Here is a 19,416-nt window from a genome sequence, read left to right as displayed (position 1 = left end):
ATCATTGCGCACGGATATTGGCCTCGGTCACAATTTTTTGTGCTTGCGCCATCTCCTCGCGTTGAAAGTTCGCGAAATCTGCTACCGAACCGGGCTGGAACATCAGGCCTTGTTCGGTGAGCTTGGCTCGCATATCGGAGGCTAGCGCGATGTTGACTTCCTTATTCAAACGCTCGGTGACCTCGTCGGGTAGATTGGCCGGCCCCCACAGTCCATACCAACTGTAGAACGCATAACCGGGAATCGTTTCTGCGACGGTCGGTACATCCGGCAAACTGCTTGCGCGTTCCGAGGACGTGACGGCGATGACCCGTAGCATGCCCGTCCTGTGGTACTGCAGTGATCCGAGAATAGGGTCAATAAAGCCATTGATCTGTCCGCCGATCAGGTCATTGAATGCTGGGGCGGTTCCTTTGTAGGGCACCGTCAAATACTCCAGATGACCGGCACGCTTGAGTGATTCGGTGGCCAGGTGGCCGGCTGATCCTATGGATCCCACCGCAAAGGTCATTTTTCCGGGGTTGGCCTGCGCATAGCTGATGAGCGACTTGATGTCGGTAATGGGAAGGTCTTTATTGATGGCCACGGAGAGCGGGGCCTTTGCGACCAACGCAATGGGAGTGAAATTCTTTTCGACCCGATAGGGAACGGACTTCATTGTCATTTGCGTCGTGGTAAAAGTCGACGCGCTGAACAACAGGGTATAGCCGTCGGGTGTCGCGCGGGCAACGGCGTCGCCGCCGATGATGCCATTGCCGCCGGGGCGATTCTCCACAATGATGGATCGACCCATCTGCGTGCCCAGTTTTTCCGCGAGCATGCGGCCAACAATATCCAGCGTGCCGCCGGGCGGAAAGGGAATGATCATACGTATCGGGCGGGTGGGATAGTCTGCTGCGCTGGCTTGAGCAGACACCGCCAGAGTCACTGCTGTGACGCACGCGCTGAGCAAGGTCTTGATGTGCATGATTGTCTTCCTCCTTGTTATATGTTGGCCGTTATGGTGTCAGCGTGCGAGTAGCCCCGCCTGTTCGACCGCGGCACGCAATGCGTCGAGTTCGCCTTTGGAAGGCGCCTCGGTAGGCGGGCGCACCGTGGCATCGTCGATGACGCCGGCGAGATACATGCCGCCCTTCATGCGCGCATGGGCTTCGCCTGTAGGCTCGCCGCCGCCATAGACGGCGTCTTTCAGGGGGGTGATGACGGCCTGGATTTCCACCGCCTTTTTGAGGTCGCCTGCCTTGACGGCATTCCACAGGTCAATGATCAGTTGCGGGATAAAGGTGGCAAAACCGACCAGTGCACCATCCACGCCCTGGACCATCGACGCGAGCAGATATTCATCGTGGCAGGTCAGAATGGCCTTGCTGGCGTTGGCCTCGCGGATGGCCTGAATGTCGCGGGCATACTTGTTCATGTCGCGTTGGCCGACCTTGAACGCCTGTACATAGGGCAGACGAGCCAGATCCGCCAATAACTGAGACGAGTACGAGGCGCGTGTCCAGGCGGGATAGACATGGCAGACCAGGTCGAGGTCCGGTGCAGCATTGTGAATCGCCTCGAAATATTGCAGCGCATGGCCGGAGGTGAATCCAAAGCGCAGCCAATGGTGCGGCGGCATGACGTCCAGCGCGGCCGCGCCTGCTTCTTTGGCGGCACGGGCGTGGTCTGCGGCATCGGCGAGCCCTTCGCACACGATCGACGAAATGACGGGGATTTTGCCTTTCAGTTCGTCGGCGACGATACGGGTGACTTCGGCTCGCTCGTGCGGCGTCAGCGCGAAGACTTCGCCGGTGTGGCCGTTAGTCATGACGGCAACGACTCCCTCATGACCAGCGAGCCAGGAGGCCAGCTTGCGCAGGGCAGGTTCGTCGATGCGATGATCGGGTGTAAAAGGGCAGGAAATAGCAGGTATGATTCCCCGATAATTATTAATGGAAGGCATAGTCGTCTCCGGGTGTAGATAGCGAGTTTCTGTTCGAACTCGGATGCCGCTATGGTTTCTCATCCGCCTGCCGTCCGTCCAATACTCGAATCGCATAGAACTATTCACGGCAAAGATGGGCCCCGGAAACCGACCTCTCGATCTCGAATGGCTAGAAGATTTTCTGGCCCTGGCGGAATGCGGCAATTTCTCGCGGGCAGCCGAGGCTCGCCGCATTGCACAACCCGCGTTCAGCCGGCATATTCGGGCGCTGGAGGAATGGGTGGGGGTAGATCTGTTCGATCGCAGTGCGCATCCTGCCGCACTGACAGCGGCGGGCAAGCGTTTTCATCCGTTGCTGGAGGACATTCTTGCCAGTTTGCAAGCCGCGCGCATCAAGGCGCAGATTGCGCATGATGTGGCCGCCGCCAGCCTGCGATTTGCTGCGACGCACGTGTTGTCATTGACGTTTTTCCCGTCCTGGTTGAGCCGCCTGGAGGGACAACTGCACCTCGGGTCGATCCAGACCATGTCTGACAGTGCGCAAACTTGCGAGGACGCCATGCTGCAGCGTCGTGTGCAATTTATGCTCTGCCATGGCCATGCCCGGATGGTCAATCGATTGGATGAGGCAAATTATCCGAAATTGATCCTGGCACAAGACGTCTTGATGCCGGTATCTGCACCCGATGAGCAAGGGCAGGCCCGATATAGCCTGGACGCCACGCGTGTTCCCCCTTTGCTGGCCTATAGCGAAGGTGCTGGGTTGGGACGAATATTGCGTGCGGAGATGCGCCAATGGTTCGGGGGCAGCTCAGAAGCGATTGCGCATCCTGGAGCGTCTGTCGTGTTCACGGCGCATCATGCCTTGTTGCTCAAGTCCATGGTTCAAGCCGGCCGTGGGGTGGCGTGGCTGCCCGAAAGCCTCATTCGCCGGGAAATGGACCAAGGCGAATTGGTGGCTGCTGCGCCATCCTCGGCATATGTTCCCGTGGATATTCGCCTGTATCGGCAGCCCTTTGAAATGGCGCCATCTGCGGAGAAAGTATGGCAGTTGGCGAGCGCTGAAAATTGAGTGGGCACTGTCTCCTTTGACTGCACCGCACAGCAGATTTCAACGTCTCAGCTAACGGCCTTCAGCGGGAAAACGGTGTGAACGCGTTCGCCCCTGGCGTCGATTGCCACCGTAACGGGCATGTCGCGCACCTCGAATTCATAGATCGCCTCCATGCCAAGGTCTTCGAAGGCGACGACACGCGCCGCCTGGATCGCGCGCGCCACGAGATAGGCGGCGCCGCCCACCGCACTCAGGTAGGCGGCCCCGTTTGCCTTGATGGCATCTATCGCAATAGGGCCGCGCTCCGCCTTGCCTATGGTCACGAGCAAGCCGGTCTCGGCCAATAGCCGCGGCATGAATTTGTCCATACGGGTGGCAGTAGTGGGGCCGGCCGGACCGACGGCTTCGCCTTCGATGGGATCCACGGGGCCGACATAATAGAGCGCACGGTTGCATAATGGCACCGGCAAGGGCAGTCCCTGAGCGAGCAAATCCACCATGCGCTTGTGTGCCGCATCGCGTCCGGTCAGGAGTTTGCCCGACAACAAGAGTGTCTCGCCAGCTGTCCATTGCGCGACATCGCTCGGCGTCAGGGTATTGAGATCAACGCGTTTGCCTTCTTGTACGGGTAGTGCATCGGGGATGCCGTCCCAGACATGAGGATCCGTTTGCGGCACGCGCGCGGGACCTTCTGCAGGCATATCAAACGAAACAAAGCGCGTCGCCGCGCAGTTTGGTACGAGGGCGACGGGCAAGAGCGCTGCATGCGAGGCCGAGGTAGCGACCTTGACGTCCAGGACGGTCGTGTCGCCGCCCAGGCCCTGCGCGCCAATGCCCAGCGCGTTGACGCGCTGAAAGACCTCCATCCTGAGCCGCTCTTCTGCATCACGTGCGCCGCGTTGGAGCAGGTCTTGCATGTCGATGGGGGTGAACAGCGCGCGCTTCGCCATCGATACGGCTTGTTCGGGTGTGCCGCCAATACCCAAGCCCAGTACGCCGGGCGGGCACCATCCCGCACCCATGCCGGGTAGCTGGGACACGACCCAGTCCGCGACGGAATCGCTGGGATTGAGCATGGCGTAGCGCGTCTTGACGTCACCGCCACCCCCTTTTGCGACGACGGTGAGCGTCAATGCATCGCCTTCGACAAGGTCCACTTGGACAATGGCGGGAGTATTGTCTCGCGTGTTGCGGCGTGTTCCGAGCGGGTCCTGGATCATCGACGCTCGCAAAGGGTTTGCCGGACAGCCATAGGCGCGAGCGACGGCGCGATTGGCAATGCTTTGCAGACTGGGCGTGGGGTCCGGCTCATCATGGCAGATGCGGACATCCATGCCCATGGTCACGTAGACATGCGCAACGCCCGTGTCCTGACAGACGGGCCGGCGAGCCTGCGCACTGAGCTTGCTGTTGATCAGCAACTGCAGCAATGCGTGGCGCGCGGGGGCTTTGCTTTCCGTTGCATGTGCCGTCTTCAGGGCTTGCACGAAATCCGCGGGGTGGGTGTAGCTGATCGCTTGCAGGGCGTCAGCAATGCTGGTTTCGATATCGGCTGCTGACACGCGGCGCATGGTGTTTTTCCCTTATTGCAGGGTGATACCGGCTTGTTTGATGACCGCTGCCCAGCGTTTGCCTTCGTTTGCGGTGAACTGCTGGAATGCCGCGGGGGCATACTGTTCGGGTGGCAGCAATTTGATGCCTTGGTCACTCATTTTGCTGGTGAAGTCTTTGTCTTGCACGGCCTTTTGCCATGCTTGATACAAGGTCTGTACGACTTGATCCGGCGTGCCCTTCGGTGCATATAGGCCAAACCACGTCGCGACCTCGAATTTGGGAATGGCTTTTTCTCCTATCGTAGGCACATCGGGAAACTGCGCCATGCGGTCCGGCGAGGTCAGGCCCAGGGCCCGCACTTTGCCGCCCTTGGTTTGCGGCAAGGCGGTATTAGTCTGGTCGAACATGGCATCGACTTGATTACCCATCAGATCGTTCAATGCGGGGCCGGCGCCTTTGTAGGCGATAGGAGTGATCTCTATCCCGGCCTGGCTGGCGAACATCGCTGCCACCAAGTGCGACGTGGACCCTACGCCTGCATTGCTGAAGTTAAGTTTCCCGGGATGTTGTTTGCCATAGGCGACCAGGTCGGACACGGATTGGTAGGGCGAGGATGCGCCTACCAACAACACCAAGGGAGTGTCTGGGAATCGAAACACGGCCTTGAAATCCTTGACCGGATCGTAAGGCAAGCTGGAATAGAGGGAAGGGGCTGCCGCCATATAGCCGATGTGGCCGACCAGGAATGTATAGCCGTCCGGCGCTGATTTGGCGGCTTTGGTTGCGCCTATCGTGCCTCCTGCGCCGCCGACGTTCTCGACTAGAATGGTCTGCCCCAGCTCCTGCGAAACACGATTGGCGACGTTGCGCGCCATCGCGTCCGTGGGACCGCCTGCGGCAAAGGGCACGATCCAGGTGATAGCCCGGTTGGGATAGTCGTCTTGGGCTTGGGATGACATGGGCAGGGCGAATGCGCCCGCTATGGTGAGTGCTGCTATCAAGTTTTTCATGCGTGTCTCCGTCCTGTTATGTGTGGTGGAGGCGAATGATTAGGCTCGCCCTGAGAGTGAATAGGCGCGCATGCGATCCACCATGGCGGGCGCTGCGCCCAGATAGTTGGCGGGGTCGCACAGGCGTTCAATGGCCGTACCGTCCAGTCGCTCGGTGACGCGGGCATCCTCCTTCAGGACATCCGCCAAGCGGCGGCGTGAAGTCGCGGCATAGCGGCAGGCGTCATAGACCACGTCATGCGCGGTCTGGCGGCCGATGTGCGGGGCCAGGCCCATCATGACGGCTTCGGCCACGATGAGGCCCCCGGAAATATCCAGGTTGCTCGACATGCGTGCGGTGTCGACCTCCAGGCCTCCCAGCATGAATTTCGCCTGATGCAGCGCGCCAGCGGTCAGGACGAACGCTTCGGGTACGGCGGACCATTCGATATGCCACGGACCTGTCGCGCGTTCGAAATCCTGCAACATGGCATCCAAGGCGAGGCCGGCATGTTGACGCACTGTTTTGGAGGCGCTCCACATCAGCTCGCAAGAAATCGGATTGCGTTTTTGCGGCATCGTGCTGGATGCGCCGCGGCCTTTCACAAACGGTTCAAAGGCTTCGCTGAACTCGTTGGTCATCATCAACATGATGTCGACAGCGATCTTGCCCAACGATCCGGCGACCAGCGCCAGAAACTGCACGGTTTCCGCCAGGCCGTCCCGGGCCACATGCCACGTGATGGGCGTTGCTCCGAGGCCCAGTTCTTGCATGAGCGCTGCATGCACGGCCAGGCCCTGGTCCCCGAGCGAGGCCAGTGTGCCGGCGGCGCCGCCAAATTGGCCGATCAACACGCGTGGGCGCAATTGCGCCAGGCGTTCGCGATGGCGGCGCACCATTAGCAGCCACACAGCGGCCTTGTAGCCGAAGGTGATGGGCAAGGCATGTTGCAGATGCGTGCGGCCGGCCATCGGTGTGTCGCGATACTGGAGCGCGAGCTTGTCCAGTATGTCGTCCAGTGCGGCCAGGTCGGCGTCGATGATCTCCAGCGCATCACGCACCTGCAGCACAGTGGCCGTGTCCATGATGTCTTGAGTGGTGGCGCCCCAATGCAGGTATTCCCCTTCGGCGCCACATATTCGCGACAGCTGGTGTACGAGCGGCAAAATGGGATAGCCGACGATTTCGGTTTCGATGCGCAGCGCTTCCATATCGATGGCTGCCGCGTCCGAGCGCGCAGCAATCGCGTCGGCGGCCTGCGCCGGGATGACGCCTAGCCGGCCTTGCACACGAGCCAGCGCGACTTCGGTTTCCACATAGCGCCGTACGGTGGCGTCGTCGTCGAACACCGCGCGCATCGCGCCGGTGCCGAACATGTCTTTGAATAGGGAGGATTCGAGAACGGAGACCGGCATAAATGTACGCTCATAGAAAATTGTACGTACATTTAAGCAGGCACGATTTTGCCCGTCAATATCGGGAATTACCCGTAGAGGGGCGGCGTTTGGGGCAACAGATAGAATGGAGGCTGTTGCTGATTTTCCCTACGCCATGTCAATTACGCTGTACACCCGCATCTCAGAAGAACTCGCACGGCTGATCGCAAATGGCGTGTATCCCGTGGGCACGGTGCTGCCTGCCGAGCACACGTTGACCGAGCAGTTCGACGCCAGCCGCCATACGGTGCGTGCCGCGCTGCGTCAGTTACAGGATCTGGGCTTGATCGCGCGCCGCCGCGGTAGTGGGACGGTGGTGATTGCGACCAGACCAAAGGCGGGTTTCAGCCAGTCGTTGAGCTCGCTGGAGGATCTCGTCCAGTTGGCGGTGCGCAGCCCACGCACGATCAAGCAAGTTCAAGAGGTCGTGGTGGACGTTGAACTGGCCGCTTATCTGGGCGTGGGGCCTGGGACGCGATGGTTGAAGTTTTCGTCGACACGCGGCGTTGCTGGAGCTCCGCCCGTAGCGTGGACAGATCTCTATGTCGACACCCATTACAAGGGCGTACGCAAGCTGGCCCGCGAACATCCAGATCGACTGGTATCGGAGTTGATCGAAGAGCATTACGGCCGCCGCATTGCCTCAGTCGAGCAAACGATTTCGGCAGTCGCGATTCCGGCGCTGGTAGCAAAGGAACTCGAGGTGCCGGCAGATTCTCCTGGCCTGTTGATTCGCAGGCAGTACAAGGATCAGGCCGGTCAATTGGTCGAAGCGTCGTGTTCCTACCATCCTGCAGGACGGTATGAGTTTTCTACGACGCTGATTCGAGAGCAGTGATACGAAAGCAGGTGCCGAACCACACGGGAGTTCAGTCATGTCTGAAAAAATGCGCGATGAGCCTTCTCCACCGTCTGGGCAGTCCCTGCCGAACCTGACGGACACATTGCCCGCTGGCATAAAACCCTACAGCGTCAGCCCGGTTTTCACCCCAGACAATCTGCCGGAGGCATTGAAAACAGCACACACTGTCAAAGCAGGCACTTGGGGGTTGCTGAAAGTGCAAAGCGGCGCACTACGCTATGTCCGGGATAGCGTCCCCCATGCCGAGGTGGTATTAACGGCTGGGCAGCAGGTAGTCATCGAGCCACAGGTTCAACACCATGTGGCTTTCGAGTCGCCAGGCAGTTTTCAGATTACGTTTTGCCGGGCGGATGCGTAACCTGCCTCTCTAGCCGCCGACGTTGGCTGCCGTGACAAGGTGGGCGAGGATGGGTCGCCCGCCTTCGATGATGTCGCGCACGATGCTGGCCTCGCACGCCTGCGCATCACGAGCCTTCAGTGCCGAAAACAAGGCCTCGTGCTCGTGAGGCTCGATCTTGTTTGGATCAACGTTCTTGTAGATCAGGTTGAGGTAAGGCCCCGTGCGTACCCACAGCGATTCGATCATCGCCACGAGTTCTTGGCGTTGACTCAGTTCGTATACGCCGAAGTGAATTTCCCGGTTTAATCGCAAGGTGGTCGAGTACTGACCCTCTCGCTTGGCCGCAATCATTTTCTTATGCAGAGCTTTTAGCGCGGTGATGTGCTGCGCCTGAACATGTTCTGCTGCGCAGCGAGCCGCCAAGCCCTCTAGCGCGACACGCATGTCGCGCAGTTCCACGAACTTCTCGCGTGAAAGCGTCGGCACGGTGACGGAACGATTGATGTTCATCGTCAATGCCCGCTCTGCCACCAACTGCAACATGGCTTCACGCACGGGGGTCTGGCTGACGCCCAGCTTTTCAGAGAGCATCCGGCCGGTCAATTTTTGGCCCGGCATTAATTCTCCGATCGCTAACGACGATCGTAATGCTTGATAAACCTTGGATGACAGGTTCGAGTGGCTGATTCGAGCCGCGGACAGACTGTCTGGCTGGTCCGAGGAGGAGGTGGGATCGACTAGTCGCATAGGGTGGGTTGTCTTGTCAGTACTGCTTCATACCACATCCACACGGGTACTCAGGCTACTCGACGACTTTGAAAGAGATGTTGACGGAAATTATATTTTATAAAATACTTAAAAAAACATCACAACACTGACTCGGAGACATCTCTCATGGCGGCATCGGCGGCAGGTAACGCATTGGTTTCGCGCGGGCTTTTGTATCAAGGCACCGTGGCGCATCGACTGGCAGAGGGGCTGAAGCGGCACGGAGTGACCTGCTTGTTTGGCCAAAGCCTGCCGTCGCTGGTGCATCTGGCAGGGCGGGAATTCGGGATCAAGCAGATCGCCTATCGCCAGGAAAATACGGGCGGCTATATGGCCGATGCCTATGCGCGAGCCACGGGCAAAGTAGGCATCGTGACGGCTCAAAACGGCCCGGCGGCTGCGCTGCTGGTGGCTCCGCTGGCCGAAGCCCTCAAGGTTTCTGTGCCAGTCATAGCCTTGGTCCAGGAGGTCTCCAGAGACCAGACGGACAAGAATGCATTCCAGGAACTGGATCATGAATCGATGTTCCGTCCGGTCACAAAATGGGTCAGACGAGTGACCGAGGCCAGCCGGATTGATGACTATCTGGATATGGCATTCACTGCAGCCTGCGGCGGCCGTCCGGGTCCGGCGGTTTTGCTGTTGCCAGCGGACTTGTTGTTGGAGCCCGCACAGGCAAGTGCGGCACGCAAGGCGAATTTGGGGCAGTTCCCGCTAGACCGATCACTGCCCCATAGTGCGGCGCTGAAGGAGGCGGCCGAACTGTTGGCTTCAGCGCAGCGCCCGGTAGTGATTGCGGGCGGCGGTATACATTTATCAGGCGCAGCGCAGGCCTTGGCTCTCCTGCAGGAACAGTACAGCCTGCCTGTGGCGACCACCGTGATGGGCAAGGGCAGTGTGGATGAGACACATCCCCTGTCGATCGGTGTGGCTTCGTACTTTATGGGTGAGAATGGCTCCGCCCGATACATGCGCCACTTGATATCGGATGCTGACGTCGTGCTGTTGGTGGGGAATCGCACCAATCAGAATGGCACCGACTCCTGGAAACTCTATCCGTCGGGCGCGCGGTTTATTCACATCGATGTAGACGCCCAGGAAATTGGCCGGAACTATGAGGCACTGCGGCTGATCGGGGACGCGCGTACCACCTTGGAGGCGCTATGCGATCAGCTTGCTTCGATAGACACCTCGGCCAGAAGGCGGGCACGCGCCGAGGTCGAATCGGCGATCAAACGTGGCCGAGAACAGCACGAAGAACAAGTCGCCGCTCTCGTCGGCAGTGACTCCGCGCCCATGCGTCCGGAACGCATCATGCGCGAAATCGACAAGCGATTGACCGCCGAATCGGTCGTGGTCGCGGATGCCAGTTACTCGTCTATCTGGATTGCCAACTATATGCGCGCGCGCAAAGCCGGCAGCCGGTTCATTACGCCTCGTGGGTTGGCAGGCCTGGGATGGGGATTCCCCATGGCGTTGGGCGTACGGGTGGCTCGGCCGCAGGCACCGATATTCTGCGTCGTCGGTGATGGCGGTTTCGCCCATGCGTGGGCAGAACTCGAAACCGCCGTACGGATGAAACTGCCCGTGGTGCTGGTCGTGCTTAACAACCAGATCCTGGGCTATCAGAAGCATGCGGAAAACATCAAGTTCGGCGAATACACCAGCGCCTGCGAGTTCAGCCCCGTCGATCATGCTGCCATCGCCCGAGCGGTGGGCGCTCAGGGTATCCGTGTGGAAAAAGCAGAGGATCTCGGTGCCGCCTTGGACCGAGCCATGTCGTCAGATACGGTGACCCTCATCGACGTCATCACCGACCCCAATGCTTTTCCACCGGTGACGTGGTACGAATCGAACTGATTTCATCCACTGCATAAGCGTGCCCCACTGCGGAGGGTGAATGGAAACGGTTCTGCAACTATTGATCTCTGGCGTACTGTTAGGCGGCGTCTATGCCTTGGGCGCGATGGGGTTGAATCTGATTTTTGGCGTGGCCAAGGTGGTCAACTTCGCTCATGGCGAATTTTTGATGATCGGCATGTACGCGGCATATTGGCTGTGGAAGCTGACCGGATTGAACCCTTACGCTGGCGCGCCTGTCATCCTCGTGTTCGGGGCGGCGATAGGTTGGGTTTTCTATCGCTGCTTGATTCGCTACACCATCTACAAGACCGAGATGACGCAGGTGTTTGCCACACTGGGTTTGTCCATCGTCTTGCAGAACCTCGCGCTGATGTTGTTTTCGGCGGACTTCTTGACGGTGAAGGTCTTTACCGCCGATTGGGAGTCCATACCCTTCCTGGGTGGCTACGTCAGTACCACGCGGCTGGTTTCGTTCCTCTTTGCCGCCGTGGCGATGGTCCTCACGCTGCTCTTCATGAAGCGCACCTATACCGGCCGCGCCATTGAGGCCGTGTCGCAGGACCTGTCTGCTGCCCGGTTGGTCGGCATCGACGTCAATAAAGTCCTGACGGTTGCGTTTGCGCTCGGTATAGGTCTGACTGTCTTGGCGGGAGGCGTTCTGGTTCCCAGTTTCTACGCCTTTCCGACCGTGGGATCGAGTTTTGTTCTGATCTCGTTTGTCGCCGTCGTACTGGGTGGTTTAGGCAACGTAGCCGGAACGGTCGCGGGTGGATTGATATTGGGAGTGATTGAAACGCTGGTGGGATATCTGGAGCCCGACTTGAAAGAGGCGACGCATTTCGTCCTGTTGATTGTGTTGCTGGCCTTTTTGCCGAATGGATTGTTTGGCGTAGGCGGTGCCGAGAAAGAGGGGCTCAAATGAATTTACACCGCATTGATTACCGTGATGGCGATGCGCTCGGCGCCGTCTTGCTTGTGGCGATTGCGATCGGTTTGCCATTTGCCGTGGCGGACAGGTTTTATCTGAACCTGCTGTTTCTGATCCTTCTGTACGGAGGTTTGGCCTCGGCCTGGAATCTTCTCGGAGGCTATGCGGGGCAGTTCTCTCTCGGGCATACGGCGTTCTTTGGGATCGGGGCGTACAGTTCGACGCTGCTTTACACGATGGCGGGTGTTTCCCCCTGGCTAGGGGCGTTGGGAGGTATGGCGATCTCGATGGCACTGGCTTTCTTGATTTCTTACCCCGTATTCCGGCTGCGTGGTGTGTTCTTTGCGATGGCGACGATTGCTGTCGGGGAAACCGTACGTATTGTGCTGTTGTGGTATCGCCGCATTGCAGATATTCCGTACGGTATCAGCATTGACTACAAGCCCGGCTTTGGCCGCATGATTTTTGCTGAGCCGCGCAGTTATGCGTTGATGGCAGGCATGTTTCTGCTGCTCGTTGTTGGGGTCTGTTATGCCGTGTCTCGCAGCCGGGCTGGCTACTATCTGCAAGCCTTGCGCGATAACGAAGACGCAGCGCAGGCCGTGGGCATAGATCTGCGGCGATACAAGTTGATTGCGTTTCTGATCAGTGCGGCTTTTACGTCGCTGGGAGGAACGCTGATGGCGCAGTATGTGCTTTATATCGAACCTAGCACGGTATTCAACACGACTATCTCCATCGATCTGGCGCTGATGTCCATATTGGGTGGGATAGGAACGCTCTGGGGCCCATTGCTCGGAGCGGCTGTCACCATGCCGTTGCAGGAATTCCTCAGAGACTGGCTGGGCTCGGCGGGAGCGGGGGCTCACCTGGTGGTATACGGCGCGCTATTGGTGGTGATCGTCATGCTGTTGCCGCAGGGAATCGTGGGGGCGTGGAAAGACCGGAGCGCCAAACGCCGCCGGCACGGAGGCCAGCATGCTCGAGGTTAAAAAACTATCGAAGCGATTTGGCGGCTTGACTGCAGTAAACGAAGTCAGTCTGTCGGTTGCCAAGGCCGAGATCGTGGCGCTCATCGGGCCGAACGGCGCCGGAAAAACCACGCTATTCAATCTGATTGCCGGGGCGATGCCGAGGGATGGCGGCGAGGTGCTATTCGACGGTCGTAATCTACCTCATCAAGGCAGTGCCGCGACCTGTTTGGCCGGCCTTGCCAGAACCTACCAGATTCCGCAGTTGTTTACCTCAATGACTGTGCTGGACACCGTGCTGGTTGCGGGCTTGTGCCGCGGCTCATCAATCCGTCTAGCCCGCATCGAAGCTATGGATGTACTGGCTCGGGTCGGCCTGGCAGGGCGCGAAGACCAGGCCTCCTCGGCATTGACCATCAGTGGAAAAAAACGTCTGGAAGTCGCACGAGCCCTGGCCACCCAACCTCGCGTGCTGTTGTTGGATGAAGTCATGGCGGGACTGAATCTATCAGAGGTGAACGGATTGCTGGAGATGATCCGAGAGTTGCGCGCAGGGGGCATGACCATTCTGTTGGTCGAGCACAATATCGATGCCGTTCTGAACATTGCCGATCGGGTCATTGTCATGGATCAGGGGCGAAAAATCGCAGACGGTTTGCCGCGTGAGGTGCTGAGCCAGCCGGAGGTCATCCGTTCATACCTGGGAGATGGCTATGCCGTTGCTTGAAGTGCGAGACGTGCATGCCTCCTACGGCGATACGGAAGTTCTGTTCGGTGTCGATATGCAGGTCGACGAAGGCGAGGTCGTCGCAATCGTCGGCTCGAACGGCGCGGGAAAGACAACGTTGATGCGCACGATCGCCAGACTCATGCCGGCAAACCGCGGAGACCTCTGGTTCGGAGGGAAAAGCTTGAGTCCCCTGGCGACGCACGAGGCGGTTGAACAGGGACTGGTGTATGTCCCTGAGGGTCGGCGTCTGTTTCCGCGATTGTCTGTGCGAACAAATCTGGAACTCGGCGCTTACAGCCCGCGAGCGAGAGACCAGCGCGACGCCACACTGGAAACGATATTTCAGTTATTTCCCGTGCTCAAACAACGCGAGTCTCAGCTTGCCGGCACGTTGTCGGGTGGCGAGCAACAGATGTGTGCAATTGGCCGGGGCCTGATGTCAAAGCCGAGGTTGCTGATGGTCGACGAAGTATCGCTTGGACTGGCGCCTGTCATCGTTTCCAAGGTTTACGAAGCTATTGCGCAGATCAGGCAGTTGGGCACGACCGTGCTGTTGGTCGAGCAGAACGTACGCCAGGCTATCAAAGCGGCAGACCGCGGCTACGTCATCAAACATGGCCGAGTGGTGCTATCGGGCAGCAGCGATGAACTGATGGGAAATCCGGAAGTAAGAAAGGCCTATCTGGGCATGTAGTCGAACACAGAGGCGAGGGTCAATCGCCACAAGGAGGAGATATGAGCATACATAAAAGCATCCGTCTTGCCCTGGGTATGCTGGTCGTGGCGGCATCGGCCAGCGCGGTCGCGGATGTAAAGATCGGCGTGCTGTTGCCCTTGACTGGCCCACTTTCATCATTGGGCAATGACGTCAATCGCGGCTTCGAACTCGCCCGGGACATGGTGAACGATAAGGGCGGCGTGAATGGTGAAAAAGTTGTATTTGCGACCAGTGATGTGCCAGGATCGAACGAGGCTGCGTCACAAGCCACGCGGCTGATTACACGGGACCGGGTGCAGGTGATCGTTGGGTCGTACGCGAGTTCGATCTCATTTGCCGCCAGCCAGGTCGCCGAACGAAATGGTGTCATTTATGTCGAGCAAGGCGCTGTTGCCGATGACATTACCAAACGGGGTTTCAAGAATCTTTTCCGTTTTATCTACCCGGCTACGGAGCTGGGCCGTGGCGGTGCTCAGTATGCGACTGATATCATCCTGCCCAAACTCAACATCCCGTTGAAAGATGCCCGCGTGGCCATCATGAACGAGGACAGCTCCTATGGCACGGCCGTTGCCGAAGGGGCAAAGAAGTGGCTGCAGGACAAAGGCGTGCAGGTGGTGGATACTGCCAGCTATAGCTACAAAACGACTGATCTTTCGTCGGTGGTGCAGCGCTTCAAATCGGCCAAGCCGGACATTGTCATTGCGTGTTCCTATACCCCTGATGGCATCCTTTTCTGGCGCCAGGCGCGTGAAGCCAAGCTGGAACTGAAGGCGCTGATCGGCAACGGCGGCGCCCATAATATTCCCGATTTTGCTGAAGCCTTGGGCGACGATGTCAATGGACTGTTCAATGCCGGCACGTCCGCCTATTTCAATCCGAAGGGCTTGAGCCCCGAGGCGGCGCAGTTGTTCAAAGACTTTCATTCCGCCTACGAAAAGAAATTCCAACGAAAACCGTCGGCGCATTCCGCGATGGGTTTTAACGCCATGTGGGTGCTGCTGTCGGAAATATTGCCTGCCGCTGGCGGTACTGATCCAGAAAAAGTGCGGACGGCATTCCTCGCGTTGGATAAGCCCGTGGGCTCGACCATTGTGGGTTGGGGCTTGAAATTCGATCCTCAGACGGGGAACAACACGCGTGCATTCCCGATGATAGATCAGTGGCAGGAGCGGCAAATCCGCACGATTTACCCGCCGGAATTTGGGGTGACCAGCAATATCACCATGCCTCTGCCAGAGTGGGGAAAACGTGCGGACGTGGGCAAATAGGGCGATCGCTGCCTAGAGGGCATTCGTTCGATCAATATCTTGAAAGATGAGGAGTCGCCATGCTCGCATTGAGAAAAACGGCACCAGCCCATGGATTGAATCTGGAGCACGTGGAGGAGCCTCGCGACCTGCAGCCCGACGAGGTCTTGGTCGAGGTTGCTGCTGTGGGAATCTGCGGTTCGGATCTTCATGTGTACGACTGGGGCGAGAACTATGAGTTCATGCGTGAGCGTCTTCCCGTCACGCTGGGCCATGAGTTTTCCGGGCGCGTAGTCAATATAGGGGCCGATGTTTCCAGTTCGAAGGTCGGCGATCTGGTAGCGATCATCCCCAGCACCAGTTGTATGAAGTGCGAGCATTGTCTTGCCGGATATCCACAGCGGTGCATGCAGCGAAGCACGGTGGGGCTGACTCGGGATGGTGCGTTTGCGCGCTATGTCCGCGTTCCCGCCATCAGCTGCATTCGATTGCCAGAGCACATCGATATGGCGCTCGCCGCGCTCATGGAGCCGCTGAGTGTGGGAGATAACGCCGCGCAGATCGGCGCAGTGTCCATGGGTGACACCGTGGTCGTACTAGGGCCGGGGACTATCGGCCAGGCTATTGCACGAAGCGCTCGATGGCGGGGGGCGTCCCAGGTCATCGTGGTGGGAAAAGGTGATGAGTCCCGCTTGAAAACGGCATTGCAGGTTGGGGCGACCCATGTCATCGATCTGAACGAGACGCCGGATATCAGGTCCGCGGTGCTGGCGCTCACGGGTAATCGACTGGCTGACGTGGTGTTGGAAGCGACGGGGCGCGCCTCCAGTATCGGCGATGGGTTGGGCCTGCTACGTAAAGAGGGCGTGCTGGTATGCGCGGGGATCCACGCAGAGCAAGCCACGTTCGATGTGACGTCATTAGTCCGAAATCGTCAGCAAATACGAGGAGCGCACGCGTCGCGCCGTTCCTCTTGGCACGCAGTGGCACACCGGATTGCGAACGAGCCAGAGAGCATGCGGGCCATGATCTCGCGCGAAATGCCATTGTCCGACGGATTGCTGGGCTTTGACCTTTGTCGAAATCGGGAAGTGTCGAAAGTCATCCTGCGTCCTTGACGCGGCGGGGCAAAACGCTACTCACAACAGGAGTACAAGGAAAATGTCGAAGCGTTGGAAAGTGCGTCCACCCGGTTCGAACTGGGGGGATTATGGCGAGGACGATGAACTGGGGCGGCTGAATCTTCTCACGCCTGAAAAGCGCCTGGCGGCAGCCCGGGAAATCCGCGAGGGGATTGCGTTCTGCCTGAGCCTGCCATTGGATTTGCCTGGAGGGACGGCGCTCAATCCCAATCGGCATCCGCCGCAACGTCACGTGGCTACTCGCAGAGAAGGCAAGCCCAGCGTCAACTACCCGTTGAAACTGGAAGACCATCGTTATGTGGATTGTTCCAGCGATGACTCGGTAACGCTATTTACCCAATATTCGACGCAATGGGACGCGTTGTCTCACGTGGGTCAATATTTCGACGCACAGGGTGACGGCACGGCGCAGCCGATGTACTACAACGGCTTTCGTGCGGACGAACACATCAGGCCACCGCAGTCAGGCCAGCCGGCGTATGCCCACCGATTGGGCATCGAGAAGATGGCTGAGACTTGTGTTCAAGGCAGGGGCGTGTTGATAGACCTGCATGCGCACTATGGCGATGCACGGACGCTCGTCGACTATGAAATGTTAAAGCGGGTCATCGATACGGATAAGATCGATGTCGCTCCTGGCGATATGTTGTGCCTGCATACTGGATTCGCTCAGAAACTCGTCGATATGAAAGGCGATCCGGATCCTCATGTATTGCATCATTCGTGCGCGGTGCTGGACGGTCGTGACAAGCGGCTCGCGCAATGGATAGAGGATAGCGGCATCTCTGTCTTGATCGCGGATAATTTTGCTGTCGAGGCTTATCCCTATGATCACCAGGGCTGCGACCATTGCGAGGGATTGCCGCTGCATCAGGTCTGTTTGTTCCGGTTGGGTATCCATCTGGGCGAACTCTGGTATCTCACGCCGCTTGCGCGTTGGTTGCGCGCCAATAACCGGCATCACTTCATGCTGACCAGCCCGCCGCTCCGACTGCCGGGCTCGTTCGGTTCTCCTCTTACTCCCGTGGCGACGGTCTAGCTATGGCAATAGACATCATGAAACCTCGTTTCGAGGGCCGAGTTGCGATTGTGACGGGCGCCCGCCAGGGGATTGGATATGCCGTTGCACGACGTCTTTATGCAGAGGGCGCTTCTGTCGTGCTGTGGGATGTGGACGAGGCACAGACGCGTCGGGCGCAAGAAGAACTGGACGCGGGCGGGCAGCGGTCATTGGCCGTTTCGGGCAGCGTGGCCGAAAGTAAGGCCGTTGCATTGGCTTTTCGCGCCGTCGCCGATCGATTTGGCAGAGTCGATATTCTCGTCAACAACGCAGGCATATCACCAAAGCACGGCGGCAAACGGGCGTCGATGGAAACGGTCGATGTGACCGAGTGGCGCGAGGTTATCGAGGTCAACCTAACCGGCGCGTTCCTGTGTGCACAGGCTTGCTTGCCTCTCATGAGAAATCAGGGTTATGGACGAATAGTGAATATCTCGTCTCAAGCCGCACGCACGCTGTCAACGGTCGCTGGAGGCCACTATGCGGCGTCCAAGGCCGGACTGGTGACCTTGGCGCGCAATCTCGCAGGCGAGGCTGGGTCATACGGCGTGACGGCGAACTGCGTGGCGCCCGGCCGCATCGTGACGCCGATGGCCAATGCGGCAGGCGCTGACGTCAATGCTCAGTATTTGACTCGCATCCCGGTCGGACGGTTGGGAACGGTGGAGGACGTTGCAGCAGCAGTGGCGTTCTTGGCCTCGGAGGAGGCCGGTTTTGTTACCGGCGCGGTACTTGATGTGAATGGCGGCTCGTTTATGGGCTAGCACGATGCGCGTCGCTTTTGACCGACGCGCACAATAACAGGAGACAAAAATGAGCTGGATGAGATATCTGCTTGCGGGATTGTGCCTCAGCTTTTCGATGCCGATGGTCTGTGCGGCATCGTATCCCGATCGGGAAGTGCGTCTGATCGTGAATTATGGCGCGGGGGGCGTCACGGATGTCGCCGCCAGACTGTTGGCGAAAGCATTGGAACAGGAACTGAAGAAACCTGTCGTCGTGGAAAACAAGGCAGGGGCACAGGCAACATTGGGGCCTGCCCATCTGATGCGGCAGGCGCCTGACGGCTATACCCTGGGCATTATCACGCTGTCTGCCGTGTCGATTACGCCTCACATGATCGATGTTCCCTATACGATCGACGATTTCGAATTTATCGGTGGTTCAGGCCGATATCGATATGGATTGGCGGTTCAGGCAAACGCACCGTACAAAACGGTGCAGGAATTTGTGCAAACCGCACGAGGAGCAAAGGGACAACCGCTATTTTTCGGCACGCCGGGAGCGCCTAATAATCTCGCTTTCTTCGACATGGCCAAGAAGACTGGCGCCAATCTGGAGCAAGTACTGTATAAGTCGGGCACTGAAGCTGTGACGGCGTTAGCCGCGGGACAGATTGCCGCGGTAATACAGACTCCTTCGGAGATAACGCCGTTCGTAGAGTCGGGAAAAGTCCGCTTATTGGCGTCGGTCAGCCCTGATAGATGGCAGACCTCGCCCGACATGCCCACCTTGAAAGAAGCCGGCGTGGATGTCGAAATCGGTTCCTGGATGGGTGTCGCCGTACCGAAAGGAACGCCTGCGGCTGTACGTACGAGGCTGGAACAGGCCTTGGCGGCGGCGATGCAGAATCCCGATCTGGTGTCTGGCTTGAGCAAGATGGGCATAGACCCCGCCTACCTCAGCGGAAAGGAGTATGCCCAACTCCTCAAACAGGAATACACGCTCATGTTGCCGCGCCTGCAGGCGGCGGGGGCTCCTGTGAAAGATCGATAGGCGCATACTTGCAGGCGCCGTGTGAAGCGGCCGGCGTTGTTATGCCC

The 19,416-nt window shown here is 58.6% G+C and carries 19 protein-coding genes; 13 read left to right on the top strand and 6 right to left on the bottom strand.

The features are described 5' to 3' along the window. Position 1: 1 nt before the first annotated feature. On the bottom strand, positions 2-967 hold the full coding sequence (locus CAL20_RS22780) for a Bug family tripartite tricarboxylate transporter substrate binding protein (RefSeq protein ID WP_094839080.1): 966 nt from the start codon (positions 965-967) through the stop codon (positions 2-4). Positions 968-1,006: 39 nt separating this feature from the next. Next, entirely contained in the window at positions 1,007-1,945 is a 939-nt protein-coding gene (locus CAL20_RS22775) for a dihydrodipicolinate synthase family protein (protein WP_094823366.1), read from the bottom strand. Positions 1,946-2,060: 115 nt separating this feature from the next. On the opposite strand from CAL20_RS22775, the gene CAL20_RS22770 reads away from it, so the two are divergent. Continuing rightward, positions 2,061-2,999 (top strand): LysR family transcriptional regulator, encoded by a 939-nt coding sequence (locus tag CAL20_RS22770; RefSeq protein ID WP_094839290.1) that lies wholly within the window; start codon positions 2,061-2,063, stop codon positions 2,997-2,999. Positions 3,000-3,046: 47 nt separating this feature from the next. On the opposite strand, the gene CAL20_RS22765 is transcribed toward CAL20_RS22770, so the two are convergent. Genes CAL20_RS22765 through CAL20_RS22755 form a run of 3 tightly spaced genes read right to left on the bottom strand, consistent with a single transcriptional unit; the run spans position 3,047 to position 6,940 of the window. Continuing rightward, a complete protein-coding gene (locus CAL20_RS22765) occupies positions 3,047-4,552 on the bottom strand; it encodes a fumarate hydratase (protein ID WP_094839079.1) in 1,506 nt (501 codons plus the stop codon). A 12-nt stretch (positions 4,553-4,564) separates the two neighbouring features. Next, positions 4,565-5,545 (bottom strand): Bug family tripartite tricarboxylate transporter substrate binding protein, encoded by a 981-nt coding sequence (locus CAL20_RS22760; RefSeq protein WP_094839078.1) that lies wholly within the window; start codon positions 5,543-5,545, stop codon positions 4,565-4,567. Positions 5,546-5,584: 39 nt separating this feature from the next. Next, positions 5,585-6,940 (bottom strand): class-II fumarase/aspartase family protein, encoded by a 1,356-nt coding sequence (locus tag CAL20_RS22755; protein ID WP_094823363.1) that lies wholly within the window; start codon positions 6,938-6,940, stop codon positions 5,585-5,587. A 106-nt stretch (positions 6,941-7,046) separates the two neighbouring features. Here CAL20_RS22755 and CAL20_RS22750 point away from each other — a divergent pair, with 106 nt between their 5' ends. Then, positions 7,047-7,799 carry a GntR family transcriptional regulator gene (locus CAL20_RS22750; RefSeq protein WP_254924367.1) on the top strand — a complete coding sequence of 251 codons (753 nt, stop codon included), beginning with the start codon at positions 7,047-7,049 and terminating at the stop codon, positions 7,797-7,799. Between the two features lie 37 nt (positions 7,800-7,836). Continuing rightward, the gene (locus tag CAL20_RS22745; RefSeq protein WP_094823362.1) at positions 7,837-8,181 is read left to right on the top strand and encodes a DUF1971 domain-containing protein; all 345 of its coding nucleotides are present in this window, start codon (positions 7,837-7,839) and stop codon (positions 8,179-8,181) included. Positions 8,182-8,190: 9 nt separating this feature from the next. Here CAL20_RS22745 and CAL20_RS22740 read toward each other — a convergent pair whose 3' ends face one another. After that, the gene (locus CAL20_RS22740; protein ID WP_094823361.1) at positions 8,191-8,910 is read right to left on the bottom strand and encodes a GntR family transcriptional regulator; all 720 of its coding nucleotides are present in this window, start codon (positions 8,908-8,910) and stop codon (positions 8,191-8,193) included. Positions 8,911-9,057: 147 nt separating this feature from the next. On the opposite strand from CAL20_RS22740, the gene CAL20_RS22735 reads away from it, so the two are divergent. The 10 genes from CAL20_RS22735 to CAL20_RS22690 are packed head-to-tail and all read left to right on the top strand — an operon-like array spanning position 9,058 to position 19,369. Next, a complete protein-coding gene (locus tag CAL20_RS22735) occupies positions 9,058-10,791 on the top strand; it encodes an acetolactate synthase catalytic subunit (RefSeq protein WP_094839077.1) in 1,734 nt (577 codons plus the stop codon). Positions 10,792-10,831: 40 nt separating this feature from the next. Beyond that, positions 10,832-11,716: a branched-chain amino acid ABC transporter permease gene (locus CAL20_RS22730; protein ID WP_094823359.1), complete on the top strand. Its 885-nt coding sequence runs from the start codon at positions 10,832-10,834 to the stop codon at positions 11,714-11,716. Then, the gene (locus CAL20_RS22725) at positions 11,713-12,714 is read left to right on the top strand and encodes a branched-chain amino acid ABC transporter permease (RefSeq protein WP_094839076.1); all 1,002 of its coding nucleotides are present in this window, start codon (positions 11,713-11,715) and stop codon (positions 12,712-12,714) included. The genes CAL20_RS22730 and CAL20_RS22725 overlap by 4 nt, the downstream gene beginning before the upstream one ends. Then, positions 12,701-13,420: an ABC transporter ATP-binding protein gene (locus CAL20_RS22720; RefSeq protein ID WP_094839075.1), complete on the top strand. Its 720-nt coding sequence runs from the start codon at positions 12,701-12,703 to the stop codon at positions 13,418-13,420. The genes CAL20_RS22725 and CAL20_RS22720 overlap by 14 nt, the downstream gene beginning before the upstream one ends. Then, positions 13,407-14,117, top strand: a complete 711-nt coding sequence (locus tag CAL20_RS22715; RefSeq protein WP_094823356.1) for an ABC transporter ATP-binding protein — start codon at positions 13,407-13,409, stop codon at positions 14,115-14,117. Before CAL20_RS22720 ends, CAL20_RS22715 begins: the two co-directional genes overlap by 14 nt. A gap of 41 nt (positions 14,118-14,158) precedes the next feature. Continuing rightward, complete coding sequence (locus CAL20_RS22710; protein WP_094823355.1) at positions 14,159-15,412, top strand: ABC transporter substrate-binding protein; 1,254 nt, start codon at positions 14,159-14,161, stop codon at positions 15,410-15,412. A 59-nt stretch (positions 15,413-15,471) separates the two neighbouring features. Further along, complete coding sequence (locus CAL20_RS22705) at positions 15,472-16,509, top strand: zinc-dependent alcohol dehydrogenase (RefSeq protein WP_094823354.1); 1,038 nt, start codon at positions 15,472-15,474, stop codon at positions 16,507-16,509. 43 nt (positions 16,510-16,552) lie between these two features. Further along, positions 16,553-17,572, top strand: coding sequence for a cyclase family protein (locus CAL20_RS22700; protein WP_094823353.1), 1,020 nt, complete (start codon positions 16,553-16,555; stop codon positions 17,570-17,572). A 17-nt stretch (positions 17,573-17,589) separates the two neighbouring features. Further along, positions 17,590-18,357 (top strand): SDR family oxidoreductase, encoded by a 768-nt coding sequence (locus CAL20_RS22695; protein WP_094823732.1) that lies wholly within the window; start codon positions 17,590-17,592, stop codon positions 18,355-18,357. A gap of 49 nt (positions 18,358-18,406) precedes the next feature. Further along, positions 18,407-19,369 (top strand): tripartite tricarboxylate transporter substrate binding protein, encoded by a 963-nt coding sequence (locus tag CAL20_RS22690; protein ID WP_094839074.1) that lies wholly within the window; start codon positions 18,407-18,409, stop codon positions 19,367-19,369. Positions 19,370-19,416: the final 47 nt, after the last annotated feature.

The organism is Bordetella genomosp. 4 (genome assembly GCF_002261185.1).
GTDB lineage: Bacteria > Pseudomonadota > Gammaproteobacteria > Burkholderiales > Burkholderiaceae_B > Bordetella_A.
Note: the sequence above shows the minus strand (reverse complement) of the source record. Positions and strands in the feature narration are given on the sequence as shown.